The organism is Mesorhizobium sp. U510 (assembly GCF_059180695.1).
In genome coordinates, this window is sequence record NZ_CP180532.1 from 1,937,569 (window position 1) to 1,963,285 (window position 25,717).

The 25,717-nt window shown below is 60.1% G+C and carries 21 protein-coding genes, 1 pseudogene and 1 riboswitch; of the genes and pseudogenes, 4 read left to right on the forward strand and 18 right to left on the reverse strand.

Annotation, left to right across the window (positions count from 1 at the left end):
- From thiS to ACLGL5_RS11300, 8 genes and pseudogenes are all read right to left on the reverse strand, one after another.
- Nucleotides 1-198: a sulfur carrier protein ThiS gene (gene thiS / locus ACLGL5_RS11265; RefSeq protein ID WP_006334020.1), complete on the reverse strand. Its 198-nt coding sequence runs from the start codon at nucleotides 196-198 to the stop codon at nucleotides 1-3.
- Entirely contained in the window at nucleotides 167-1,168 is a 1,002-nt protein-coding gene (gene thiO, locus ACLGL5_RS11270; RefSeq protein ID WP_069091007.1) for a glycine oxidase ThiO, read from the reverse strand. Before thiO ends, thiS begins: the two co-directional genes overlap by 32 nt.
- Nucleotides 1,165-3,015 carry a phosphomethylpyrimidine synthase ThiC gene (thiC, locus tag ACLGL5_RS11275; protein ID WP_069091008.1) on the reverse strand — a complete coding sequence of 617 codons (1,851 nt, stop codon included), beginning with the start codon at nucleotides 3,013-3,015 and terminating at the stop codon, nucleotides 1,165-1,167. Before thiC ends, thiO begins: the two co-directional genes overlap by 4 nt.
- Before the next feature lie 107 nt (nucleotides 3,016-3,122).
- Nucleotides 3,123-3,234, reverse strand: a riboswitch (TPP riboswitch).
- Nucleotides 3,235-3,512: 278 nt separating this feature from the next.
- Nucleotides 3,513-4,250 (reverse strand): 7-carboxy-7-deazaguanine synthase QueE, encoded by a 738-nt coding sequence (gene queE / locus ACLGL5_RS11280; RefSeq protein WP_069091009.1) that lies wholly within the window; start codon nucleotides 4,248-4,250, stop codon nucleotides 3,513-3,515.
- Nucleotides 4,247-4,603: a 6-carboxytetrahydropterin synthase QueD gene (queD, locus tag ACLGL5_RS11285; RefSeq protein ID WP_069091010.1), complete on the reverse strand. Its 357-nt coding sequence runs from the start codon at nucleotides 4,601-4,603 to the stop codon at nucleotides 4,247-4,249. The genes queE and queD overlap by 4 nt, the downstream gene beginning before the upstream one ends.
- A complete protein-coding gene (gene queC / locus ACLGL5_RS11290) occupies nucleotides 4,603-5,301 on the reverse strand; it encodes a 7-cyano-7-deazaguanine synthase QueC (protein ID WP_069091011.1) in 699 nt (232 codons plus the stop codon). The genes queD and queC overlap by 1 nt, the downstream gene beginning before the upstream one ends.
- A gap of 526 nt (nucleotides 5,302-5,827) precedes the next feature.
- The gene (locus ACLGL5_RS11295; protein ID WP_069091012.1) at nucleotides 5,828-6,100 is read right to left on the reverse strand and encodes a hypothetical protein; all 273 of its coding nucleotides are present in this window, start codon (nucleotides 6,098-6,100) and stop codon (nucleotides 5,828-5,830) included.
- An 86-nt stretch (nucleotides 6,101-6,186) separates the two neighbouring features.
- Nucleotides 6,187-6,294, reverse strand: a pseudogene (locus ACLGL5_RS11300) (hypothetical protein); the annotation flags it as partial.
- Nucleotides 6,295-6,802: 508 nt separating this feature from the next.
- Between ACLGL5_RS11300 and ACLGL5_RS11305 the strand changes: the two are divergent.
- The gene (locus ACLGL5_RS11305; protein WP_069091014.1) at nucleotides 6,803-8,236 is read left to right on the forward strand and encodes a phosphomannomutase; all 1,434 of its coding nucleotides are present in this window, start codon (nucleotides 6,803-6,805) and stop codon (nucleotides 8,234-8,236) included.
- Nucleotides 8,236-9,651, forward strand: a complete 1,416-nt coding sequence (locus tag ACLGL5_RS11310; protein WP_006334012.1) for a mannose-1-phosphate guanylyltransferase/mannose-6-phosphate isomerase — start codon at nucleotides 8,236-8,238, stop codon at nucleotides 9,649-9,651. Before ACLGL5_RS11305 ends, ACLGL5_RS11310 begins: the two co-directional genes overlap by 1 nt.
- Before the next feature lie 1,020 nt (nucleotides 9,652-10,671).
- Here the strand turns inward: ACLGL5_RS11310 and ACLGL5_RS11315 are convergent.
- Nucleotides 10,672-10,932 (reverse strand): XRE family transcriptional regulator, encoded by a 261-nt coding sequence (locus tag ACLGL5_RS11315; protein ID WP_027033144.1) that lies wholly within the window; start codon nucleotides 10,930-10,932, stop codon nucleotides 10,672-10,674.
- Between the two features lie 787 nt (nucleotides 10,933-11,719).
- On the opposite strand from ACLGL5_RS11315, the gene ACLGL5_RS11320 reads away from it, so the two are divergent.
- Both ACLGL5_RS11320 and ACLGL5_RS11325 read left to right on the forward strand, forming a co-directional pair.
- The gene (locus tag ACLGL5_RS11320; RefSeq protein ID WP_069091016.1) at nucleotides 11,720-12,805 is read left to right on the forward strand and encodes a cytochrome-c peroxidase; all 1,086 of its coding nucleotides are present in this window, start codon (nucleotides 11,720-11,722) and stop codon (nucleotides 12,803-12,805) included.
- A 626-nt stretch (nucleotides 12,806-13,431) separates the two neighbouring features.
- Complete coding sequence (locus tag ACLGL5_RS11325; protein WP_083246542.1) at nucleotides 13,432-14,115, forward strand: transposase; 684 nt, start codon at nucleotides 13,432-13,434, stop codon at nucleotides 14,113-14,115.
- Between the two features lie 304 nt (nucleotides 14,116-14,419).
- On the opposite strand, the gene ACLGL5_RS11330 is transcribed toward ACLGL5_RS11325, so the two are convergent.
- The 9 genes from ACLGL5_RS11330 to bioB form a co-directional block, all read right to left on the reverse strand.
- Nucleotides 14,420-15,913, reverse strand: coding sequence for an NAD-dependent succinate-semialdehyde dehydrogenase (locus ACLGL5_RS11330; RefSeq protein WP_069091018.1), 1,494 nt, complete (start codon nucleotides 15,911-15,913; stop codon nucleotides 14,420-14,422).
- Between the two features lie 549 nt (nucleotides 15,914-16,462).
- Complete coding sequence (gene groL, locus ACLGL5_RS11335; RefSeq protein ID WP_069091019.1) at nucleotides 16,463-18,121, reverse strand: chaperonin GroEL; 1,659 nt, start codon at nucleotides 18,119-18,121, stop codon at nucleotides 16,463-16,465.
- Nucleotides 18,122-18,186: 65 nt separating this feature from the next.
- A complete protein-coding gene (gene groES, locus ACLGL5_RS11340) occupies nucleotides 18,187-18,483 on the reverse strand; it encodes a co-chaperone GroES (protein WP_006333965.1) in 297 nt (98 codons plus the stop codon).
- Nucleotides 18,484-19,937: 1,454 nt separating this feature from the next.
- On the reverse strand, nucleotides 19,938-20,390 hold the full coding sequence (panD, locus tag ACLGL5_RS11345) for an aspartate 1-decarboxylase (protein ID WP_069091020.1): 453 nt from the start codon (nucleotides 20,388-20,390) through the stop codon (nucleotides 19,938-19,940).
- Between the two features lie 58 nt (nucleotides 20,391-20,448).
- Nucleotides 20,449-21,432 (reverse strand): 3-oxopimeloyl-[acyl-carrier-protein] synthase BioZ, encoded by a 984-nt coding sequence (gene bioZ, locus ACLGL5_RS11350; RefSeq protein ID WP_069091021.1) that lies wholly within the window; start codon nucleotides 21,430-21,432, stop codon nucleotides 20,449-20,451.
- Nucleotides 21,429-22,694, reverse strand: a complete 1,266-nt coding sequence (locus ACLGL5_RS11355; RefSeq protein WP_069091022.1) for an adenosylmethionine--8-amino-7-oxononanoate transaminase — start codon at nucleotides 22,692-22,694, stop codon at nucleotides 21,429-21,431. The genes bioZ and ACLGL5_RS11355 overlap by 4 nt, the downstream gene beginning before the upstream one ends.
- The gene (gene bioD, locus ACLGL5_RS11360) at nucleotides 22,694-23,329 is read right to left on the reverse strand and encodes a dethiobiotin synthase (RefSeq protein WP_027033152.1); all 636 of its coding nucleotides are present in this window, start codon (nucleotides 23,327-23,329) and stop codon (nucleotides 22,694-22,696) included. The genes ACLGL5_RS11355 and bioD overlap by 1 nt, the downstream gene beginning before the upstream one ends.
- Nucleotides 23,326-24,465, reverse strand: a complete 1,140-nt coding sequence (locus tag ACLGL5_RS11365; RefSeq protein WP_069091023.1) for an 8-amino-7-oxononanoate synthase — start codon at nucleotides 24,463-24,465, stop codon at nucleotides 23,326-23,328. The genes bioD and ACLGL5_RS11365 overlap by 4 nt, the downstream gene beginning before the upstream one ends.
- Nucleotides 24,462-25,457 carry a biotin synthase BioB gene (bioB, locus tag ACLGL5_RS11370; protein ID WP_069091024.1) on the reverse strand — a complete coding sequence of 332 codons (996 nt, stop codon included), beginning with the start codon at nucleotides 25,455-25,457 and terminating at the stop codon, nucleotides 24,462-24,464. Before bioB ends, ACLGL5_RS11365 begins: the two co-directional genes overlap by 4 nt.
- Nucleotides 25,458-25,717: the final 260 nt, after the last annotated feature.

Genomic DNA, 25,717 nt, shown 5'->3' on the forward strand with positions numbered 1-25,717 from the left:
CTAGCCTCCCTGCATCGGCGAAAGGATTTCGATCCGATCGCCGTCGCTCAACCGGAATTCCGCCCGGTTGGCTTTGTGCACGAGGTCGCTGTTGACTGCGGTCGCCAGCCAATCGCCCTCATAGTCGAGCGCGGCAAGCAGCTCGGCCAGGGTGTTGGCGGCAACCTCATGCGCTTCGCCGTTGACCAACAGTTTCATGAGCTAGCTCCTTGGTTCCGTCATGATTGAAAACCAGGTCGGCAGCCTGGCGCGCCATGGCGGGCGCGAGAAGAAAGCCATGGCGATAAAGCCCGTTGATCGCGACCGTGTTGCCGCTCGCTTCGACGCGCGGCAGGTTGTCGGGAAAGGCCGGACGGACGCCGGCGCCGGTCTCAATGATGCCAGCCTCGCCGAAGGCCGGATGGAGAGCATAGGCCGCGCCCAAAAGCTCCATCATCGAACGCGCCGTCACTGGTCCAGCGGACTGGCTTTCAATCATCGTCGCGCCGATCATGAAACGATGCTCGGCGCGCGGCACCGCATAGAGCGGAAAGCGCGGATGCAGCAGCCTGACCGGGCGCGACAGCGAGATATCGGGCGTGCGCAGGATCAGCATCTCGCCGCGAACGCCGCGCAGCCTGTCATCGGCTGCTGCCAATCCCGTGCAGTCGATCTGACGATCGAAACCGGAAACATGCCCGGCGTCGGCGCCAAAGTGGAATTCGACACCCATGGCCGCGAGCCTGCCTTGAAGTGCCGCCATCGCCTGGCGCGGGTCGAGATGAGCCTCATCGGGAAACAGCAATCCGCACCGGAAGCGGCCGGCGAGGCCGGGCTCCAGGATCGCAATTTCGTTCTCCTCGACACGCCGATGCCCCGACGTGCGACTGGCGAACCGGTCAAGCTCACCTGCATCACGCGGCATGGCCACGACCAGTGTTCCGGCCCGTGTCACCTGACCCGGCAGTACCGCATCCCACCAGTCGGCGGCGTCGCGTCCGAGATCCAGCACCGGCTGCTCGGCGCTTTCACGTTCGCACCATGGCGCCAGCATGCCGCCGGCGAACCACGATGCATTGCCGCCAAGGCCATGCCGGATCTCGGCGACTGTGACCGTCGCGCCGCGGGCGGCGAGTTCGAAGGCCGCGGTGAGGCCGGCGATGCCGGCCCCTTTGACAAGCACCCTCATGACGGTTCGGGCGCCTCCGGCATGAGCGGTACGCCGGTCTCGTCAGCCGGCATGTAGAGATCACCGCCCTCGCGGTATTTCGCAGCCATCGCGGCCATGCCCTCCTTCTGTGCCTCGGCGCGGATGTCGTGGGAGATGCGCATGGAGCAGAATTTCGGCCCGCACATCGAGCAGAAATGCGCCAGCTTGTGGGCCTCCTTGGGCAAGGTCTGATCGTGGAAGGATCGCGCGGTTTCGGGGTCGAGCGACAGGTTGAACTGGTCTTCCCAGCGGAACTCGAAGCGCGCGCGCGAAAGGGCATCATCCCTGGTTTTCGCTGCCGGATGGCCCTTCGCCAAGTCCGCGGCATGGGCGGCGATCTTGTAGGTGATCACGCCAATCTTGACGTCGTTGCGATCGGGAAGGCCGAGATGCTCCTTGGGCGTGACGTAGCAGAGCATGGCGGTGCCGAACCAGCCGATCATGGCGGCGCCGATGCCTGAGGTGATGTGGTCGTAGCCCGGCGCGATGTCGGTCGTCAGCGGTCCAAGCGTATAGAATGGCGCCTCGCCGCACACAGCGAGCTGCTTGTCCATGTTCTCCTTGATCTTGTGCATCGGTACGTGGCCGGGCCCCTCGATCATCACCTGGCAATCCTTTGCCCAGGCGATTCTCGTCAGTTCGCCGAGCGTTTCCAACTCGGCGAATTGCGCCGCATCATTGGCGTCGGCGATCGAGCCCGGACGAAGGCCGTCGCCGAGCGAAAAGGACACATCATAGGCGCGGCAGATGTCGCAGATTTCGGCGAAATGCTCGTAGAGGAAGCTCTCCCGGTGATGATGCAGGCACCATTTGGCCATGATCGAGCCGCCGCGCGAGACGATGCCCGTGACCCGGTCGACGGTCAGCGGGATGTAGTGCAGCCGCACGCCGGCGTGGATGGTGAAATAGTCGACGCCCTGTTCGGCCTGCTCGATCAGCGTGTCTCGATACACCTCCCAGGTCAGATCCTCGGCAATGCCGTTGACCTTTTCGAGCGCCTGATAGAGAGGCACCGTGCCGATCGGCACCGGCGCGTTGCGCACGATCCAGTCGCGGATGTTGTGGATGTTGCGGCCAGTCGACAGGTCCATCACCGTGTCGGCGCCCCAGCGAATCGCCCAGACCATCTTTTCCACTTCCTCGGCCATCGAAGAGGTGACCGCCGAGTTGCCGATATTGGCGTTGATCTTCACCAGGAAATTGCGGCCGATGATCATCGGTTCGCTTTCGGGATGATTGATGTTGGCGGGAATGATTGCGCGTCCGCGAGCCACCTCGTCGCGCACGAATTCCGGCGTGACGAAGTCGGGGATCGCCGCGCCGAAGGCTTCGCCGTCGCGTTGAAGCTTGCCGCGCAAGATCTCGCGGCCGAGGTTCTCGCGGCCAAGGTTCTCGCGGATGGCGACGAACTCCATTTCGGGCGTGATGATGCCGGCGCGCGCATAGGCAAGCTGTGTCACCGCCTTGCCGGCCTTGGCCCTGAGCGGCCGGTTGCGAATGGGAAATTCCGGCGTCAGGCGCTCGCCCACCGCGAATCCGTTGTCTTCCGGCTGGACATGGCGGCCATCATAAGCTTCGACATCGCCGCGCGCGATAATCCATTCATGGCGAAGCCGTGCAAGGCCGTTCTCAATGCTGGTTTCGACTGTCGGGTCGGTATAGGGGCCGGACGGATCGTAGACGATGACGGGCGGCTCGCCGGCCGTTGGATGGACGGAGATTTCGCGCATCGGCACCCTGATCTGCGGGTGGAGGACGCCGGATTTGTGGATTTTCCGCGAGGCGGGCAGCGGTCCCGTCGAGACGGCTGGGTTGAGGGCATTCATCTAGAGGGCTTCCTTTGCTCATGCATTGGAGACCCAGTTCTGTGCCGGAAGGATGAAAAGACGCTTTGGTCGCCCTGCTTGGAAACAGGACTTCGGGCGTGAACTCCCGCAAAGCGCTTGCACCGTCCCTACGCCAGTATGAACTGGATCAGGTTCAACGGGTCACTGCGCGCTCTAGCAGTATCTCAGCCCCTTGCCGGGACTCCCCTGGTGAATGCTTGGAATTGAACGGGCCGGCGCTATCTTGTCAAGCGCATTCGGTCCGCAGCGTTGATCGGCGGCCAAATAAACCGGGCAGAAAGCTCGCGCTCGTTCGAGAGCAACTCACGCCTATAGGAGCGGCGAAGCGCCCACGATAGCCGAGCCATCATGCGAATTCGAAACATTTTCCAGCACGGCATTTTCGGGCTTTCTTGGACCGACGTTGCTATCGCCCAATTGGATGAGATTGCTTTAGATGTCTGTCTTGCTCGTCATCGGCAATCCTTCCGCGTGGGCTAGACGCCCCGTTTGTTTCCCCAAAGCAGAACATGAAGTTGCGGCAGTACACGCGCCTCGAACCACCTGTCACGGGTCACCTTTTCGACCAGCCATTCCATGCGTTTCATCACACCGGCCATGTCGATGAAATCGTCTTCGTGACCGGGACGCGGCGGCGTGTGGTTGCCGGGCTGCAGATAGACGGGTAATTGCGGGTAGCGCGCCGCGGCGTCCTTGGCATAGGCATAGTCATCATCGTCGAAGACGACGAGCTTGAGCGCCATCCGCGGCTTATTCTGCGCCGCCTCGACGCAAGTGTCGAACGCGGCCCAATCTGTCGTCATTTCGCTTGAGGGTGGCTTGGGGCTGAGCACCAGCACGTCGAGATCGGCGAACCATTCCTTAGGCACCGAGCCTTGGGTTTCCAATGCAAAACGGTAGCCCTCACTATGCCCGCGGTCGATCAGCCCGCCAAGCGGTTGGATGGCCGGATTGCCGCCCGACAGCGACACCATCACGGGCTGACCACTGGAAAGCGCAATGACCTTTTGCCAGACCGCATCGGTTGACATCATCTCCCAATCATGGCGGAAGCGACTGTCCACCGCATGCAGGCTGTCGCACCAGGAACAGCGATAATCGCACCCGCCCGTTCTTACGAACACCGTCGGCAAGCCGATCAGCATGCCTTCGCCCTGAATGGTCGGCCCAAAAATCTCGCTCACGCGGATTCCGGGATGCGACGCGCACGTCATGGCCGGTATTCCGCCCAGGTTTTCGGCGTCTCGCTCACGCGCACGGCGGAGGTTTGTGGTAGCCGCACCTTGCACCAGTCGTAGAAGTGCCTGGCCAGACATTCCGCTGTGGCACGGTCATGCCCCAGCACGTCGTTAAGATGCCGATGGTCGAACGTCGCATCGATGTAGTGCTTGAGCGAAGCCAGGTCCTGGTAGTCGCGCACAAAGCCATGCTCGTCCAGTTCGCCACCTGACAGCTCCACTACGACGATGTAGTTGTGGCCGTGTAGACGCGCGCACTGATGATCTGGTGGCAAGGAGGTGAGCTGATGCGAGGCCGAGAAGTGGAACTCTTTGGTAATGCGAAACATCACGCGCTCCTTGTCTGGATAGCGTGGAGCCAGAAGTCCGCGTCCTCATAATCTGTCGGGTCGGCAATGCCGGCCAGATCGAATGCTTCGCGCCGTTCGACACATGTCCCGCAGCGACCGCAATGACGTGCACCGCCCTTGTAGCAGGACCACGTCGCCTCGAACGGTGTGGCGTACCTTGCCCCCTCACTGACGATGTCGGCCTTCGACATATTCACATAGGGAGCGTAAAGGCGGATATCGGCGTAGCCTGCGAGCGCATGGTTCTGCATCGTCTGAAAGGCGTCAATAAAAGCGGGCCGGCAATCGGGATAGATGAAATGATCTCCGCCGTGGACGGCAGTGGCCACCGCATCGGCCTTCTGCGCGGCGGCAACCCCGAAGGCGATAGCCAGCATGATGGCGTTCCTGTTCGGCACCACCGTGATTCTCATGGAATCTTCGGCATAGTGCCCGTCGGGCACGTCCACATTATCAGTCAGCGCCGAGCCGCTCAGGTTCCGGCCGACATCGCGGATATCGACGATCTGGTGCGGAACACCCAGCCGCTTGGCGCACATAGCGGCAAAGCCGAGTTCCTTTTTGTGCCTCTGGCCGTAATCGAACGAAAGCAGGCCAATGAGTTTCTGCTCGGTCGCCACCTTGTGAGCGAGCGAAACAGAGTCCAATCCGCCGGAGCAGATGACGAGGGCATTCATGGTTTGAATCCTTGTTTTGACCGGGTAAGGCTGCGACCGGAGATTTCTCTGCGTTCCCACTACTCCACGGAGCCGGTTTTGTGAATGGGGTGCACGCGATTGAGCCCACGTACCTTGTTGTCAGCGTCCCCAGGATGACTTTGCACGCGACTTGTCGCGTATCTTCGACCGCTGGGGTGCTGACGCCGGCACTGCGTATATAGGCGTATAGACGATGCAGAAATCACTGCCGTGGCCCAGCAGCATTCCCGACACACCTTCGGCTTGTCCGGTTTGCCCCAGAACATGACGTCCCGAGTTTCGGCGACAACGCAAGGGTCGACCGGCAGTCCAGTGAAAGGCTTCTGCCTCGTGCTTTGCCGTTTTCTGGTCTGCGCATAGATCGTCTCGAGCCGCCGCGCCTCGTCATTGGTCAGAGCTGGGAATTCCTTTCCGAGGGCGCGGCTCGATAGGGGCCACCATTCTGGTTAAGGAAACGGAAGAGCAGATCGATCAGCCGCTCGGGCATGTCGATAAAGGCATTCACCTATTGCCGGAATTGATCGTAGCGCTGCAGAAAAGCTGTTTCGCCAGGAAGGTACCGTTCGATCGTCCGCCGAGCGCAGGCATAAAGAAATTCGGCGTGCGGGGTTGCATCGAAGTATCGGTAGAAATCCCCGGTGTCATTCAGCACCCGGACGTTGAATTGCGGCGTCGGTTCCCATTCGACCAATGGCAGAAGGCGCTTCGAATTGCTCTCCAGCACGCGCCTGTACTCGTCGATCTGGTCCAGGATCGCGGCCGAGACGGGAAACACCACTCCCGGCGATTGAAGCGGTGCATGGCAAGGACGTGGTGGATCAGGTAGCGGTGAATGCGGCCGTTTCCGTCCTCGAACGGATGGATGTAGACAAAGCCGAAGGCGAAGATTGCGGCGGCGACGACTGCATCAAGGTTTTGCGCTGGGCCTTGATCGAACGCAATTCCAGAAACAACTTTCTGAAGGCGTCGCAAGGCAAGACATTGTCGGCGCTGATCGTCGCCCCAACTGATCCAAGCATCGGTTCCTGCTTGGGTCCAGCGCCCTAGGCGACGCCATGGTCGGCGAGCGCTCTGGCTGACCTTAATCCATTACCCAAGAATCACAGGGTTCCATTGCGCTGATCGAGACGGCTTTCTAGCCCTATCCATGCCATGGATGCGTTCCATCCAAACAACCAAGTTTACGGACCTGTCATGATGCTGCATAGCGAAATACCGGCAGGCACCGATCGATCACTCCACTTCCTTGATCATTAGATGAGCGCGCCAAAAGATACCATTAGAAGGAGAACTGTGGATGCCCCTGTGCCAGTGGATGCCCTGCTGTTCGGCGGAACTCTGAGGGGTCCTTACGCCACACCGTGTTGTAGAGACCGCATACCTGAACAGCAGGTGCCTGAGAACGATGGCGCTTGCAGTAGAAAGTACTAGCCCATTGCAACATTACCCCACCCTGCCTGTCCACTAGCAAAGCGAAATCATGAAATTCGGGTCAAGCGGCGTTCGAGGTTTGGCTTCGGAATTGGTCGGCAAGGCCAGCGGACTTTATACCGAAGCTTTCGCTTGGCGTTTGATTTCCAGCCGGGTTCAGCCGAATAGTTCGGTCTTCATAGGCCGCGACCTACGTGACAGCAGTCAGGCGATAGCCAACAATTGCATGGCGGCGTTGGCCGCAAATGGTTTCCAGCCGATCGATTGCGGCACCATACCCACGCCTGCCCTGGCACTATATGCATGCAAACACGGCGCGGCGGCTCTTATGGTCACCGGGTCGCACATTCCAGCCGATCGCAATGGCATCAAATTCTATGGCCCGAATGGTGAAATCAGCAAGGCGGATGAGGCCGCGATTACGCGCTTTGTAGCCGAAAGATCAATTGCGTATTGCTTACCAACGGCTTGTCTGGGAACGACGTGGCCTATGCACCGTGAAGAAGCGATCGCCTCTTATCGAGAGCGCGCCCATGACATGCTGGAGCCGGGCTCACTTTCCGGCATGAGACTTGGTGTCTATCAGCACAGTTCGGTCGCGGCGGAACTGTTGGTACAGGTTCTTCGATCGCTCGGTGCCAGCGTGGTCGCCGTCGGGAAAACCGGGACCTTCGTACCTGTCGATACCGAAGCCGTGGACGCAGCAACAATCGCAAAATTGAAGAAGTGGGTCCGCGAATTCGGTCTCGATGCCATCGTGTCGACCGATGCGGACGCTGATCGGCCACTCATCGCTGATGAAAATGGCGATCTTCTTCGCGGCGACCTGGTTGGGCTTGCAACGGCTCTTTTCCTGAAGGCAGACACGATCGTGACGCCAGTGACCTCCAATTCGGGAATTTCGAAGGCCTTTGGTTTCGCGGTCCAGAGGACGAAAGTCGGGTCCCCATTTGTCATTGAAGCAATGGAAGCATTAAACGGCGCCGGCGGCGTCATCGTCGGCTTTGAGGCCAATGGTGGTGTTCTGCTGGGCTCGGATTGTGTGGTGAATGGGAAGACATTGACTGCACTGCCGACGCGGGACTCATTCCTCCCGATTTTGGCCGTCCTCAGTACCATGGCGTCGACAAAAAAGAAGCTGTCGCGACTGCGCGGGCTTTGGAATCTTCCTGTGTGCGCCAGTGACCGGCTTCAGAACTTCCCCGCGGAAAGTTCGCGCAGATTGATGGATCATCTCGCAAGCCGGAACGCACTGCAGCACTTTCTTGCCTCGTTCGGGACCGTCGCCGAAATTGACGAAACCGATGGCCTCAGGGCGCGGATGCTTTCAGGTGAGATCATACATCTGCGGCCTTCCGGCAATGCCCCGGAACTGCGCTGCTACTCGGAAGCTTCGACCGAGAGCAGGGCCATGGCGATCGTCGCCTCGACGCTGCAAGGGGCACATGCGTTCGCGCTTACAGACGAGATAGAGGACCTTTGATGAAAGTGGTTCCGGTCATCATTAGCGGTGGAGCTGGTTCGCGGCTCTGGCCCGCCTCAAGGCAATCGCACCCCAAACCTTTCCTCAAGGTGGCGGATGGACTTTCGCTCATCCAGCACACCGTGTTGCGCGCCGCTTCGATGCAGCATGTCGTGGAGCTTGTTACCGTGACGTCCACGGGGCACCTCTTCCTTACGAAAGACGTTTTCGACGAGCTGGATTCCGTTGTTTTGCCACGCACCTTTCTGCTTGAGCCTGAGGGTCGGGATACCGCCGCCGCCGTCGCTGCGGCAACCGTCCATGCCAAGGCAACACAGGGTCCCGATGCTGTTCTGTGTGTTTTTCCCGCCGACCATATGATTGGTGATCTGCCCGCATTTCAAACCGCCATGAACCGGGCAATCGAACAGGCGCAGCAGGGGCGTATTGCAACCTTGGGCATAACCCCGGATAGGCCAGACACCGCATTCGGCTACATCGAGGCCGACGGTGAGAAAGTTGTCCGGTTCGTCGAGAAACCGAACGCCGAGACTGCCAAATCTTATGTCGCGTCCAAACGTTTCTTCTGGAACGCCGGCATCTTCTGCTTCAAGGCGCAGGTCATGCTCGACGAAATGGCTGCGCATTGCCCGCAGGTGATCGATGCCGTTCTCGATAGCTATGATAACGCTCGCGTCAGCCACGGCGAACATGTTGCCAGCGTCGAACTCTCATCTGAGCACTTCGCCATGGCGCCGCGTATTTCACTCGACCATGCGGTGATGGAAAAAACCCACAATCTCGCTGTCGTTCCCTGCGAAATGGGGTGGAACGACATTGGATCTTGGAACGCAATGGCCGAACTGGTCGCCGCTGACGGGAGCGGCAACAGGATTCGCGGCGATGTCCATGTGGTCGACACCGTGGGCAGTTACATAAGCTCGGACAAACGCGTCATCGGCACCGTCGGCATCAGCGACCTGGTGATCGTGGATTCCCCCGATGCATTGCTTGTTGCATCCCGCGATCGCGTCCAGGACGTCAAGAAACTCTTCGAGGGCCTCAAGGCTGCGGGACATGAAGCGCACTTGCTTCACAGTACCGTGCACCGGCCCTGGGGCACCTACACGGTTCTGGAGGAAAGCGAGCGCTTCAAGATCAAGCGCATCGAGGTGAAGCCGGGCGGACGCTTGAGCCTGCAGATGCACCATCACCGCTCCGAGCACTGGGTCGTGGTCAGCGGCACTGCGAAAATAGTCAACGGCGACCAGGAGCTACTCCTGACCACTAATCAATCCACCTATATCCCTTGCGGCCACAAACACCGGCTCGAAAACCCCGGCAATATCGGACTGGTGATGATCGAGGTCCAAAGCGGCGAGTATCTCGGCGAAGATGACATCGTGCGGCTTGAGGACGTATACGGTCGAACCTGACAGTCCCACGTCACATGCCCTGCGGTGGCTGGCAGACCGAACCTGCGTCGGCATGTGGGCTGTCAGGCGACCGGCGGCTAGGCAAGGCGAGGCAAACCAGAACAGGTTTTATGAGTATGGCTAGTGAGCGATGTCGCAACGACAGGCTGGCCGAATTGTTGAGACGGCAGTTTTCCGGCGAGATTGTCAGACGACACTTGCGCATCCGATGTAACGGCATGCGCTGCTACAGCCGCTCGAGTTGCGGAAGGTGATCGGCAATATCAGTCGATCAGGTGCGCGATAAGGTTCGTTGCCATGTACGGCAGGCGCGACATGAGCGGCCTGGCACTCTGACGGGGTAGGCCAGCATGCGCCGGGCCTGACTGGCGGGGGCTCGGAAGAGAAACGCGGCACCGGCTGACGAAGATAATACGCTCCTGCGCGCCGGTGACGGACCGGGGCCATTAGGCGTAGGCGCATCGCTATCGCCATGCCACGTGGACAATCCTATTCGGGCTGGGCAGATGGACGGTAATTCCAGCTTTCGACGGCGTTGACTTCGTCGATGCAGACCGGCCCCGATGCACCGCAGTCCTCGCATTTCATCACAACGCGCGCCTCGTCCGTCTCATATGGCCTAACCTCGCAGCTTGTGCAGAACGGGCAAGGGATCGCTTTCATCGTGACGAACCTTCCTGATGGCCTCGGGTGGTTTCGCCGAAATCTTTTCGTCTAAGCGCTCGACTTCGCAAGCGCTGATCGTTGTGCCGTAGTTCGGCGCCACCATCGGAGTAGGGATATTTTGTCCACATGCCCTCGTACCATCAACCGGCTAGCCGGTTCTCTCTTTCCACAGATCTGGCCTCTCGTGCGGGCCAAGGTTACATCCGTGTCGCCCAGCATGAGGCCGATCTTCCGCAGAGCGAATCGACTCCGTAGAAATAAGAATTCTGCCGCCGCGCCGCCGTAAGGGTATTGATATACCCTTGGGATTTTGATCCGACCTGGCAGGCGGCGGGTAATCTTCAGAGGCCGACGTCAGGCAGCGTTCGGGATACCCCAGATTTCATCGAAGATACTCTCAGCCAAGCCAAGCGCCCGAGCGATCCGATCGCGATAGCCCTTGTCGAAACAATGGCCAGATTCGATCAGCCCGACCTCCTCGACTGTCAGACCGCTGGTCACGGCAACGTCCTCGGTCGAATAGCCAAGATGTTCCCGACATGCCTGGATTACGGGTTTTCCGTTTGAGATTGCGGTAAGCACTGCCTCGGGCAGCGCGAAAGGCGTTGCGGTCATTTTGCCTCCAAATGCAGAGAACGGCCATTCGATAACTCGAAACAAGCGGCGGCCGATGTTGAAATAGGATGCCGAAACAGCCCGAGCCGGCGGCATCCAAAAATGCGATCACTCTCGAACGTGTGAGAGGCGCTACGCTAATATGGCGGCCGCCGCCGTTTAGATCAAGAACCTTGGCTCGCTTTACGAGGATTGCTCCAGTAGCCACAATTCGACGACAAAGTGCGCAGCGCCGTGATCGCGCTCACATCGATGATTGCGCGGCCGCTTTAACGCGCCGTCGGCTTGCGGCGCGATTGAGGAGCCGCGATCTGGCGGTCGGGCACTAGGCGCACCAGCTCGCGGACCAGCGTCAAAGTATCTGCGGGGACTGTCTAGCGATGCTTGCCGGCGGCGTTCAACTTGAGCTTTAATACCGTGTGGTCCCCTCCCGCCCATGCAGGAGGCCGGTCCCCATCGGACAAGACGCTGAGGGACCAACATCTCTCTGTTTCAGCCCGACTGTTGGCTGTCAGATCTGCGACACCGGAGTAGGGCTGCGCTTTGCTGCGAATTCCTTCAACCTATTGAATGATGACCAGAAAATCCCCGGAGGTTCCTTCTGCTCAGTTGGCACGACTTTTGATGCTTCTCGAGAGGCGACAGGAGATACCGACTGGCGTTCATCGTGGGTGATATCGCGCAATGCAACGAAGGAAGACAATATGTCAGGTCCGCGTCAGAATCGATTTTATTCAAAGAGGATTGCCGCCTTTAGCGCAAGGCGTTCACGAACCGCATATCAACAATGGCTTCCGTGCAAAACGCAGGGAGATCACTTGTGAAAATCCTATTCACTGCGGTGGCTGTCGCGTTGCCGGCCATCGCTTTTGCTGCGCAAACGATCCCCGTATACCTCAGAGAAACAGCACGGGCCACCTTCAAGCCTCTCCCATCCATCACGCCGACAGTCGCCAACAACCCGATCACACCGGAGAAGATAGCCCTGGGCAAGGCAATGTTCTTCGATCCACGCGTCTCGGCGTCAGGCGTCTTGTCGTGCAATTCGTGCCACAACTTGGCCACCGGGGGCGACGACAATCAAGAAAGCTCGATCGGCCATGGTTGGCAGAAGGGACCGCGTAACGCGCCGACGGTACTGAACGCTGTCTTCAACATAGCGCAGTTCTGGGATGGTCGTGCTGAAGACCTGAAGGTTCAGGCCAAGGCACCGATCCAAGCCGCTGTCGAAATGGCCAACACACCAGGTCAACTCATCGCCACGCTCAAGTCGATGCCGCAATATGTCGACTGGTTCAATTCAGCTTTCCCGGGCGAAGCCGATCGCGTCACCTTCGAAAACGTCGCCAAGGCAATCGAAGCCTTTGAGGCGACACTGGTCACACCGGCGCCCTTCGATGCCTTCCTCAACGGCGATGACGCCGCTATGACTTCCGAACAGAAACAGGGCCTGACGCTTTTCATGGACAAAGGCTGCTCGTCCTGCCACGGCGGTATCAACGTGGGTGGGGAGGGCTATTCCCCATTCGGCCTCGTTGAAAAGCCCAACACCGATGTCCTGCCGGAAAACGACAAAGGCCGATTTGCCGTGACCCATGAAGCCGACGATTCCTATGTTTTCCGCGTGGCGCCGTTGCGCAACGTAGCACTCACCGCGCCATACTTTCATTCGGGCAAGGTTTGGGATCTGAAACAGGCCGTCGCCATTATGGGGACCACCCAGCTCGGCCAAGAATTGACGGAAAAAGAAGTCGACCTGCTCGTTGCCTTCCTTAATTCGCTGACCGGAAAAGTACCGGAGGTCGCCTATCCCGTCTTACCCGCCGAAACGCCGACAACGCCTCGACCTGTATTGCATATCCTCCCGCAATGATTGGCCGGAGCTGGCTAGTGAAGGTCGCAATCACGAATGATTGCGACCTTCACTGGGACGAGACGATCATGACTTCCGGCGAGGCCTATCCAACTGGAAAGCTAGGGGGACTTTCATTTCCGAATTCAATTGAAACGCTAAATGAAAACCTGACCCGTCGACGCCCACTTGCGTCACGACAGCATGACCCGCCTTGCCGGCCACGTCGATCAGACGCACCGACTAGCCGACTGTGTCGTGATGTGTCGTTCCATGTACCCCCTACCCCCGCTTTAGATTCGCTGACAAGCTCGCAACCACCTGATCGAGCCATCGCGGATAATATTCCGCGAGCCGCTGGCGTGCGCCCAGCAGAAACCGGATGCCTTCAGATCCACCCCTTCAAAACGTGCTCGATGGCGTTGCGACGCGCGAGCCGCTGTTCCAGCTCTGCAAACGCATCGATATGAAAACAAAGCTGCGGTCAGCCAGCGACGTGGCCCGAGCATTTGTCAATGCACACCGCAAGTGCCGCTTGCTCTCGGACTATCTCATCCATATAGCTCGGCGCAACAGAGGAAGCGCCAGTTGTTCAGTCATCGTCAGCCGCGACCTCCTGTGCAATTCGTTCTAACAAGGAAGAAACTATGAGGCGGCAGACCCGACCGTTCACTGTGGAGGTCAAACAAAAGCGCAATTATCAAAAACGGGGCCATTCCATCTGGAGCGATGTCGATCTCTCCGCGGCTATAGCCGACACAACAAGGGAGCTCAAAGATATGGATCTGCCAAATCGTCGGCTGATTGACTCTAATGTCATAGCCCTTGATGCTGAACACGCGCACAAACCGCAAGCGGAGTATCTCATGGCAAATCCCCTAGACGCTGAATCAGTAGAAGCTGCAACCGAACACGCTCCCAAAGGAAGGACGCCTGAAACGAAGAAGAAAACCCAACCTTCGCGGAAGGCCAAGACTGAGCCTGGTCGCAAGAATGGCGCCAATACGGCGTCCCCGGCGGAAGCAACAGCAACAGCAGCGGCCGTGCGGAGCGCCCGGAAGGTCTACTCCGGAAAAGAGCGCGCCCAAATGCTCGCTCAGGTCGAGACGTCGATCAGCGGCGGCACCACTCTCAAGAGCGCCGTAAAGCAGGCGGGTATATCGGAACAGACCTATTATCACTGGAAGAAGGCCGCGGCGCCTAGATCCGATGGCGACGATCTGAAGGACCTGGTCGCCCTCGAGAGAGAAAACAAGCGATTGAAGAGCCTGCTCGCGGAACGCCTGCGCACAGAGAACGCGGAACTGAAGAGGAAGCTAGGGCTGCAATAAGGCTTCAGAAGATGCCGCCATTCGACCAGACGGAAGAACTGTGATCGAAGGCTCGCCGGCTGTCGGATGGACGGAGATTTTGCGCACCAGCACCCTGATCTGTCGCGGCCGAGACAGGAAAAACCACTCCCGGCGGATTGAAGCGGTACATGGCAAGCACGTGTCAATCAGGGATGGGTGAATGCGGCCGAAGGCAAGGATGACAGCATCAAGGTTTTACGCTGGGCCTTGATCGAAGGCCACCATTCCATCGATGGCCGCGGTGGATTGTCAGGGCGAAGTCAATGGGATGGATGCTGTGGGATTATAGCCCACCCATGCACAGGTACTTCATTTCGAGATAATCCTCGAGGCCGTGGCGCGACCCCTCACGACCGATCCCTGATTGCTTCATTCCGCCAAAGGGTGCGGCCTCGGATGACATGCGTCCCGTATTGATGCCGACCATTCCGTATTCGAGGGCTTCAGCCACGCGCCACACGCGCTTTAGATTGGAAGCGTAGAAGTAGGCTGCAAGACCGTAAATCGTGTCATTCGCCTCGCGCACCACCTGGTCGGGATCGTTGAAGCGGATTATGGGAGCCAGCGGTCCGAAGGTTTCTTCCTGAGCGACCCGCATTGTCCTTTCGACGTCGGTGATCACCGTGGGCTCGAAGAAGGTTCCCGATTCGCCGATACGGTTGCCACCGCAACGGATCTTCCCACCCTGCCGCACAGCATCGCGAATATGATCTTCAATCTTTGCAAGCGCGCACTTATCGATCAGGGGACCGATCGCAACTTCTGGCTCGAAACCGTCACCGACGCGCAATGCACTGACGCGGTTGGTGAATTTGTCGCAGAATTCATTATACACGCTGGACTGTACGTAAAGCCGATTGGCTGAAACGCAGGTCTGGCCTGCATTCCGAAACTTTGCCTGTAGCGCACCATCGACGGCAGCGTCGACGTCTGCATCATCAAAAACAATGAAAGGAGCGTTACCACCAAGTTCGAAGCTGGTTCTTTTGATCTGATCCGAACACTCCCTCATGAGCAGCCGCCCGACCTCGGTCGACCCAGTGAAGCTGATCTTGCGGACCTTCGGGTTCGAGCAAAGTTCACGCCCAACCGCATCGCCTTCCGATGCGTAGATCAAGTTTAGAACGCCATCGGGAAAACCTGCCATCCGGGCAAGCGTGAACATAGCACCCGCGACAAGCGGTGTTTGCTCCGCGGGTTTCAGAACAATCGCGCAGCCGGCGGCAAGCGCAGGCGAAATCTTGCGAGCCACCATCGAGGCGGGAAAATTCCAAGGAGTAATGGCGCCGACAACACCGATCGGCTGTTTGATTACCAGCATACGCCTGTCGTTAGAAGGCGGCGAAATCGTCTCGCCATAGATGCGATTGGCCTCCTCGGCATACCATTGGAGGTAGGCTGCGGCATGGGCGATTTCAGACTTCGCCTCTGCAAGCGGCTTACCCATTTCAGCCGTCAAAATGGCTGCAAGATCCTCGCTGTGGTCGAGGATCAGTTGGTGCCATTCCCATAAGATGTCGGAGCGCTCGCGCGCGGTGAGCGCCGCCCAATGTTCCTGCGCAGCTTCAGCCTTATCGATTGCCTTGGAAACGTCCCGGAAATCCATATCTGGAAGCTCAGCCAACAGCTCGCCTGTTGAGGGATTGAACACCGAAAAACGCCTCGTGGATTGCTCCGCCTTCCGACCAGGCACACCGGCCAGATCGTCAAATAGCTCGGGATTTTTGAGACGTCTCGTCAGCGACTGTGTCACGGTCAAACCGTCGTCCCCCTTCATGGTTAAGTTACTAGCTTCGCAACGTACTAATAAGCACACCTTGTGCCAGATGATCGGACGAGATCGTTCCGGCCCTCCGTCATTGCAAGCGCAGCTTCCCGACTGATTAGCCCATAGCAATGACAGCCTCAATCACGAGTCGCGCTAAGGCTTTCGCTCCATGACAGGAAGCGCGGATAGAGCTCGTGAAGAGCTGGCATAGGCGGAGTCGATCATCGAAATCGCCGACGTTGGCAACAGCACTGCGGTATCATTCTTTGAGCGGCTTCCACGGCCGCTCATATCAGGCATATCGAAAACCGACCGCCATGGTCGAACGTGCCATCGATGTAGTGGCTTGAGCGCTGCTAAGTCTTGATAGTCGCGCACAAAGCCATGTTTGTTCAGTTCGCCACCCGAAAGCTCCACTGCGACGATGTAGTGTGGCCGTGTAGGCGCGCGCACTACAATATCACGCGAGCCCAAACCTTTTCCGACCGGCTCCGTCCCAAAAAAAGGGGGCGGCATCGCTGCCGCCCTCTCGGTATCCGAAAGCTGATAGAGGCTAGATTAGAAATCCATGCCGCCCATGCCGCCCATGCCGCCGCCGCCCATGCCGCCAGGCATGCCGCCGCCGCCAGCCGACTCCTTCTTCGGAGCCTCCGCGATCATGGCTTCGGTGGTGACCAGCAGGCCGGCGACCGAGGCCGCGTCCTGGAGAGCCGTGCGCACGACCTTGACCGGATCGACGATACCCATGGCGATCATGTCGCCATATTCGCCGGTCTGGGCGTTGAAACCGAAGGTCGCGCCCTTGTTCTCAAGGATCTTGCCGGCAACGATCGAAGCTTCCGCACCGGCGTTGGCCGCGATCTGGCGGGCCGGAGCCTGCAGCGCACGACGCACGATGCTGATGCCAGCGGTCTGGTCGGAGTTTGCGCCGACAGCGTTGATGCTCAGCGAAGCGCGCAGCAGGGCAACGCCGCCGCCGGGAACGATGCCTTCTTCCACGGCCGCGCGTGTCGCGTTCAGCGCATCGTCAACGCGGTCCTTCTTTTCCTTGACTTCGACTTCCGTCGCACCGCCGACGCGGATCACCGCAACGCCGCCCGCGAGCTTCGCGAGACGTTCCTGCAGCTTCTCCTTGTCGTAGTCCGACGTGGTCTCTTCGATCTGCTGCTTGATCTGGGCAACGCGGCCCTGGATCCCTTCCTTCTTGCCGGCGCCGTCGACGATGGTGGTGTTCTCCTTGGAGATCGACACCTTCTTGGCGCGGCCGAGCATGTTGAGGCCGACGTTCTCGAGCTTGATGCCGAGGTCTTCGGAGATGACCTGGCCACCGGTGAGGATGGCGATGTCTTCCAGCATGGCCTTGCGGCGATCACCGAAGCCCGGCGCCTTGACGGCGGCGATCTTCAGGCCGCCACGCAGCTTGTTGACGACCAGCGTGGCCAGAGCCTCGCCTTCGACGTCTTCCGAGATGATGAGCAGCGGCTTCGAGGTCTGCACGACGGCTTCGAGAACCGGCAGCATGGCCTGCAGGTTGGAGAGCTTCTTCTCGTGCAGCAGGATGTAGACGTCCTCGAGATCGGCAACCATCTTGTCGGCGTTGGTGACGAAGTAGGGCGAGAGATAGCCGCGGTCGAACTGCATGCCTTCGACGACTTCGAGTTCCGTCTCGGCAGTCTTGGCTTCCTCGACCGTGATGACGCCTTCATTGCCGACCTTCTGCATCGCTTCCGCGATCATCTTGCCGACCGACTCGTCGCCATTGCCGGCGATCGTGCCGACCTGGGCAACCTCTTCCGAGGTCTTGATCTTCTTGGCGTTCTTGATCAGCGTCGCGACGACGTCGGTCACGGCAAGATCGATGCCGCGCTTCAGGTCCATCGGGTTCATGCCGGCGGCAACCGCCTTGTGGCCTTCCTGGACGATCGACTGCGCCAGAACGGTCGCGGTCGTGGTGCCGTCGCCGGCGATGTCGTTGGTCTTCGAAGCAACTTCGCGGACCATCTGTGCGCCCATGTTTTCGAACTTGTCTTCAAGCTCGATTTCCTTGGCGACGGTGACGCCGTCCTTGGTGATGCGCGGGGCGCCGAACGACTTGTCGATAACGACGTTGCGGCCCTTGGGGCCGAGCGTGACCTTCACCGCGTCGGCAAGGATGTTGACACCGCGCAGCATGCGCTCGCGGGCGTCACGGGAGAATTTTACGTCTTTGGCAGCCATTTTGTACTCCTGGGCATTTCGCCCGAAATTCAGATTGGATGGTACGGATGAAAGGCAGCGGCGTGTTAGCCGATGATGCCCATGATGTCGGCTTCCTTCATGATCAGAAGGTCTTCGCCATTGAGCTTGACTTCGGTGCCCGACCACTTGCCGAACAGGATACGGTCGCCAGCCTTGACGTCCAGCGGGACCAGCTTGCCGGCTTCGTCACGAGCGCCGGAGCCGACAGCAATGATCTCGCCTTCCTGCGGCTTTTCCTTTGCCGTATCCGGGATGATGATCCCGCCGGCGGTCTTGGATTCGGATTCGACCCGGCGAACGACCACGCGGTCATGAAGCGGGCGGAACTTCGACTTTGCCATTTTTTCTTCCTCGATGAGAACGGTGAGAAAAGCGTCCGGCGACGCCGGATAACTTACAAAGCTCGGCTATGCCGGCCTGCGGTTAGCACTCACCAAGGGCGAGCGCTAACAATGCGACGAGATAAGCCCTAGGCTGGGGCTAGTCAAGACAAGAGGGTGGGCGATCACGATTTTCCGGACGATGCAGCCCTGAAAGAGTCGAGCCAATCGATGGTGTTCGGAGGCTCGACCCACAGGATGAATCCACCCTGCGGATCGGTAACCATTGTGCCTTCCGCGATCTGCCAGCGCGCTTCGTCGCACCGTAGAGAGCGAGGTGAGGGGCTGAGCATTTGGTAGCGCCGAGACGTGCCGAGCTTTTGCGTGGAGTGGCCATGCCGGATGTCTCCTTTAGCATCATCTCCCGCACCAGAGGCTTGCCCGTTCATGGGACTGTATTTCTATCCACAGGGTGGATGCATCTCATCGAAACAAACGATTTTATCAATCTTCCGGAATCTCGCGTTTGACGTCAGCACCTCACACGCCCTGATCGCCCGCTCCCCTCACCAGAGCGGCAGATTTTTTGCAGAGGTACTCGGACTGAATACGCGTTCCCATTCACGTTAGTTGTGGATAACAAGGCTGAATTAACATGCAAAATCTGCGCATCTAAATCGATTTGAGCAATCACGGACGTTGCGGACCAGAATCGCCGTCACCCTGAAATCGACAAGGCATCGGCTATCCCAAAATCGGGGCTTGACGTTACGTAAGGTCCTATGTTTTCCGATGTGCGGGAACGACTTCCAGTCTCAGCCCAAGGCAACGAAAATGAGGGGCAGCAATGGTGGCTGGCGAACCTAATGACGTGCGGGTCAAGCGTTGTAGTGGGGGATGGGTTGTTCATATTGTCGAGGACGGCAAACTGACAGTTCTTCGGTTCAAGACACAGTTTCCCGCCGAAAATTACGCCGATGGCCAACGAGCCAGGCTCGGTCTTGCTGCCAAGCCACCGATCGACGAACCTGATATGTAACGCGATCAGGCGTCGGATGGCTGGCGAGCCTTGGCGCCGGCGGGAAACACTTTGCCGAAGGCCCACCTCAATGCTGCTTGCGGCCGTTCGGCTAGCCATATTCGCGATGATGGTTGGCACCGCTGCCGATGCGGAGGACGGTGGCCTGCTTGATCGACACGGCGGCAAAGATCATGAAAAGCCAGGTCGTCAAGGACCCAGCCGCGGCGCTTGAGAAAGCAGAAAGAATTTGCAAGCCGCCACCGCAAGTAACCTGAGACAAGGGTCAGACATGCAAACCGCTGTTCGCGGATCAGCAGCTGCGAGACATTGCGCCATCCCACGAAGGCCCACGGTGCCCAAGGCGCAGTGGGCATCGGCCCTTTTTCAGCAACTTCGTCGAGTCTTAGACCAGACGCTCTTCAGTGCCGAGGCTCGCACATCTGCGGAGCGCGGCTCACGCCCCGGAAACCAAGGCTGGAATTGCCAAAGCTTCATTCGCCTCATCAAGGATCGAGAAACTGTAACGGCCGTCTGTGTCAAGATCGACGGAGTAGCTCAGGCGGTCGAGTATGCAGTTATCCTGGTCGAACGTGACGATGCGCGGCTTCAGCGAGGTGATATGCGCTTCGTCCAGGTAGATGGAGTTGCAGACGATAATTGGGTCGTCGGGCTGACAGGTGCGAGCCGCCGCTCCGTTGAGGATGCAGCACCGTGAACCGCGCTCGCCGAGGATGACATAGGTCGAAATCCGCGCACCGGAATTCTTGTTCCATATCTCCACGAATTCCATCGGCAGGATCCCGGCTGCCTCGCAGTGGTCGGGGTCGAGCGTTATCGAACCATGGTAGTTGAGGTTCGCTTCGGTGACGTGGATGCCGTGCAGCTTGCCGGCGACTAGTTTTCGCATTGGTCGTTGTCCCTGTATTCATCGTTCAAGGTCAGTCTTGGCAGTTCGGTTCGCGCGGCTAAATTCCAACGACGATCGCACCGCCGCTAAGACCCGCACCCGCGGCCGCCAGAAGAACCTTCTCCCCCGGCCGGAACGGCGCCGCCCGATGGGCGAGCGACAGCGAGAGCGGGATCGTCGCGGCGGAAGAGTTGCCATACTCGGCGATCGTCTTGACGATCGCTTCATCGGCGATGCCGAGGTTTCGCCCGACCGCATCGAAAATGCGGGCATTGGCCTGGTGCGGCACAAACCGATCGATGTCCTGTGGTCGCACTCCGGCAACGGCAAGCGCGCTTGTAGAGCAATCGGTCATCATCTCAACAGCTTTGGCGAACACTTCGCGTCCGTCGGTCATCGTCATCCGAGTTTGCCCGAGATCCAGATCGTCATGGAATGGGATGCTGCTTCCGCCGGCCGGGATCTGGATCAGCCCGTAGCGCGAGCCGTCCGAATCCACCGAAGCGCCGAGAATACCTAGATCAGGGTCCTCGCACGCACCAATCACCAGGGCGCCGGCGGCATCGGCGAAAAGGACTGAGCTCGCGCGCTCGGCTGGATTGATGCGGCGGCTGAGGATGTTGGCGGCGATGACCAGCGCTGGTTTGCCGTGCAGGCGGGTGAACCCGTCCGCGAACATCAGCGCATAGATAAAGCCGGCGCAGGCGCCGGTTAGATCGACCGCGCCTGGGCGGCCAAGGCCGAGCTTGTGCGCGACCAAGGGTGCACTGGGCGGCAGAAGGTGGTCGGGCGTCGAGGTGGCAAGCAACAGCAGCCCTATGTCGCTGCGGTCAATACCGGCGTTCGCCAGCGCCATGTCGCCAGCCTGCGTGGCAAGACCAGACAGCGTGTCTTGGTCCGTTGCCCAGAAGCGCGAGCGTATCCCGGTGCGCCGCTCGATCCAGCCGGGTTCTAGCCCGAGACGGTTTTCGATTTCCGGGTTCTCGACCTTGCGCGACGGCGCATGATGACCAAACCCGAGGACGCGCGACGATCGGCTCATGGCTTTGTGCCGAAGCGTTCGCCGGCCTCCTCGATGGCGTCATGGAGCCCGTCCAATTCCTCGCCGGTGATGCAATAGGGCGGCAGAAGATAGAGGACATTGCCGAGCGGGCGCACTAGCAGGCCGCGCTCGAGGAAGAAGGCGCGGAGCTTCGGCCCGATCTCGGCCAGATAGCCGGCTGAGCCGGTGCGCAGATCGAGTGCCGCGATCGTGCCGGTCGCCCGGCTGTCGGAGAAATATGGATTGTCCCGGAAGCGTTGAAGCCCGGCGGCCTGCTTTGCGCTTAGGGCCGCGATCCGCTCAGTCACCGGCTCGTCGCGCCAGATCTCGACATTGGCAAGTGCTGCCGCGCAGGCAATCGGATTGGCGGTGTAGGAACTCGAGTGGAAGAACGTCTTCGTGCGGTCCTCGGAATAATGGGCCTGGAAGATGGCATCGGTGGCAAGTGTGGCGGCCAGCGGGATGGCACCGCCGGTCAAGCCCTTCGAGGTGCACAGGATATCAGGAGATATGGACGCCTGCTCGCAGGCGAACATGGTCCCGGTGCGCCCCCAGCCGGTCATCACTTCGTCGGCGATCAGCAGAGTGCCGGAGGTTTCTGCGATCTTCTTCAATTCGGTGAGAACCGAGGCCGGATACATCAGCATGCCGCCGGCGCCAAGCACGAGCGGCTCGACGATCAGCGCGGCCGCGCGCCGGTCACGGCTGACGACCTCGAAACGATCCAGCGTTTCCTGCTCGCGCCCGGCGGCCGGGAAGGGGATTGTGTCGACCTCGAACAGCAAGGGCTCGTAGGCGGCGTTGAACACGCCTCGGGCGCCGACGCTCATCGTGCCGATGGTGTCGCCATGATAGCTGTGCTCCATGACGACGATGCGCGAGCGCGGCGCGCCGATGTTGCGGAAATAGCCGAGCGCCATCTTCAGCGCGACTTCGACTGAGGTCGAGCCGCTGTCGGAATAAAACACCCAGTCGAGACCGGTGGGAGCGAGCCCGACAAGCGCCCTGGCCAAGCGTTCGGCTGGCTCGTGGGTGAAGCCCGCGAAGATGATCTGGTCGAGGCTCGACGCGGTCTTCTCGATGGCCCTGATGATGCGGGGATGGCGGTGGCCATGCGTGACGACCCACCAGGACGAAATGGCGTCCAGGATACGTGTGCCGTCAGCCTTGTAGAGGTAGGCGCCTTCCGTCCTGACGATTTCAGGGATAGCCGGCTCGAGCGCGTGCTGGGTGAACGGATGCCAGACTTGAGACTGCGACATCACTCGCCTCCTGCGATCGCTGCGAGGTCGAAGCCGGCAACCATCGCTTCCCTCAGCGTCTCACTCGTCAGCGGATCGAGCAGCGGCAGCCTGCCAAGCTGGCGTATGCCGCTGAATTCCACGATTGTCCTTTGCGTATCTGCCACTTCATCGCCGATGAAGGCGATGCCGACGAGCGGGATCGAGCGAGCCCGCAGGGCCTCGATCGACAACAAGGTGTGATTGATGGTGCCGAGCTTGGTACGGGCGCACAGGATGACCGGCACCCGCCACTGAGCAAATATGTCGATGAACTTGGTCCGCCGGTTGAGCGGCACCATCAGTCCCCCGGCACCTTCGATGACGATCGGACCCGGCAAGTCCGGAAGCGAGAGCCTTGCCACGTCTATCGCGACGCCATCGAGTTCGGCCGAACGATGCGGCGACAGCGGCTCCTTCAGGCGATACACTTCCGGCAGCACGCGCCCCGGCGGAAGGCCGGCAAGCCGCGCAACAACCTCGCTGTCGGTCTCGCCGTCGAGGCCCGACTGCACCGGCTTCCAGTAGAAGCCGTTGAGGAAGCCGGCCAATCCCGCCGAAAACACCGTCTTGCCGATTCCGGTATCTGTTCCGGTGATGACGATGCGCTTGGTCATGTCGAGGCCAGCACCTCGACGAGCGCCTCGAGCATGGCCGAAATGTCGGCTTCGTCGACGTTGAGCGTCAGCGAAATGCGCAGTCGCGATGTGCCCTCGGGTACGGTCGGCGGACGAATGCCGCGTATGTCGAAGCCGCGCGCCTGCAGCGCCGCCGCCACCGCCATGGTGCGCCTGTTGTCGCCGATGACAAAGGACTGGATCTGCGAGCCGCTGGGCTTCACGCCGCAGCGCTCGGCCAATTGGCGGCCCGCGAAGGCTACGCGCTCCTGCAGCTGGACACGGCGTTGGGGCTCGTCGGACAGCATGGCCAGCGCTTCGCGCACTGCCACCGCCATCAGAGGCGACGGCGCGGTGGCGTAGATGAATGGCCGGCAGCGGTTGACGAGATAGTCGCATAGCGTTCCCGGCCCGGTGACGAGTGCGCCGGACGCGCCGAGCGCCTTGCCGCATGTGTGAAGTGCGACAATGTTGTCGCGGCCCTCGAAAGCGGCGGCCAGCCCGCGGCCGTCCGGTCCCCAGATGCCGGTGGCATGCGCCTCGTCGACGACGAGGAATGCCTCGTGCCGATCGGCAAGCGCGATAAGGCGCGCCATCGGGGCGCGGTCGCCATCCATGCTGTAGAGGCTTTCGACCGCGATCCAGACGCGCCCGGTGCCGCCTTCGGCGCGCCAGCGCGTGATCGCATCCTCGAAAGCATCGGCGTCGTTGTGCGCTACCAGCTTGAACTCGGCTCGTCCTGCCCGCGCCCCCTCGTGCATGCTGGCATGGGCGAGTTCGTCGAGGATCAATAGGTCGCCCTTCTGCGGCAGCGCGGTCAGCAGAGCGAAGTTGGCGATATAGCCGCTGCCGAAGAACAGCGCGCGGTCGGCCCCGAAGAACGCGGCTGCGTCCGCCTCCAGTTGCTCGTGTTCCGGCGCGTTGCCGCGCAACAGCCGCGATCCGGTGGCGCCGACCGGTGTGCCCAGCGCGATCGCCGCCGCAACTGCGTCGCCAAGTCTCTTGGAGGCGGCAAGCCCGAGATAGTCGTTCGACGAGAAGTCGAGCCCGGCGCGCGGTGACAGCGTCCGTAGCCGGTCCCTGCGCGCCAGCCCCTGCAAGGTCGCGTCATAGCGGGCAAGCGGTGCCCCACTCATTGCGCCTCGAGTTCCATCGGCTCGATGCCGAGGCGCCGGAACAGCAGAATATCCTTGTTTTCGCCGGGATTGTCCGCGGTCAGCAGCGTGTCGCCGACGAAGATCGAGTTGGCGCCGGCAAAGAAGCACAGCGCCTGCATCTCGTCGGTCATGGCGGTGCGGCCGGCGGAGAGACGGACATGCGATTTCGGCATCATAATGCGCGCCAGCGCAATCACGCGCACGAATTCGATCGGCTCGATCGGCCTGGCGTCGCCAAGCGGGGTGCCTTCGATCGGGATCAGCATGTTGATCGGAACGCTTTCGGGATGTTCCGGCAGATTGGCCAGCGTCACCAGCATGTCGATCCGGTCCACCGGCTCTTCGCCCATGCCGACAATACCACCGCAGCAGACCTTAATGCCGCTGTCGCGGACATTGGCCAGCGTATCCAGCCGGTCGGCAAACGTGCGGGTCGAGATGATCTCTGAGTAATAGCGCTCGGAGGTGTCGATGTTGTGGTTGTAGTAGTCGAGACCGGCCTGTTTCAGACGAGCGGCCTGCTCAAGATCGAGCATGCCGAGCGTCATGCAGGTCTCCATGCCGAGTGCCTTGACACCCTCGACCATCGCCACCACCGCGTCCATGTCGCGCGCCTTCGGGTTTCGCCAGGCCGCGCCCATGCAATAGCGGGTGGCGCCGGCATCGCGTGCCTTGGTCGCCTCGGCGATGACGCGCCGGACCTCCATCAGCTTTGACGCCTTCAACCCGCTTTCGTGATGTGCCGATTGGCTGCAATAGCCGCAATCCTCCGGGCATCCGCCGGTCTTGATGCTGAGAAGCCGGCTCAGCTGGACCTTGTTGGGATCGAAGTTCTGCCGGTGAACGGTCTGCGCCTGAAACAAAAGGTCGTTGAATGGCGCGTCGTGGAGCGCTTGGGCTTCCGCTCGCGTCCAAGGGGGAAGCGCCCAACCGATTGGATCCGAGGTCAGGTCTGGGCTGAGTTCGTTCATAAGGTCTTGTTCTCCATAATCTTCCGTCCTTGACCTGGAGCGTTGCAGTGGATGCTGAAGACAAGGCGCATGCCAGCGGGAAGTCTTCTATCGAAACGCGACTGGTGGCGCTCTTGAGCGGACTCTCCAACTGCTGCCCACAGGCTCAACTCACGTCATCCGTGGGGATTACGGTTTCCGTTATTTTACTGTGAGCACAGGAATGCTCCTTTCTGATCGCGTCGCAGGATTCGGTGAAGGCGACGTCCAGCAGATAACTC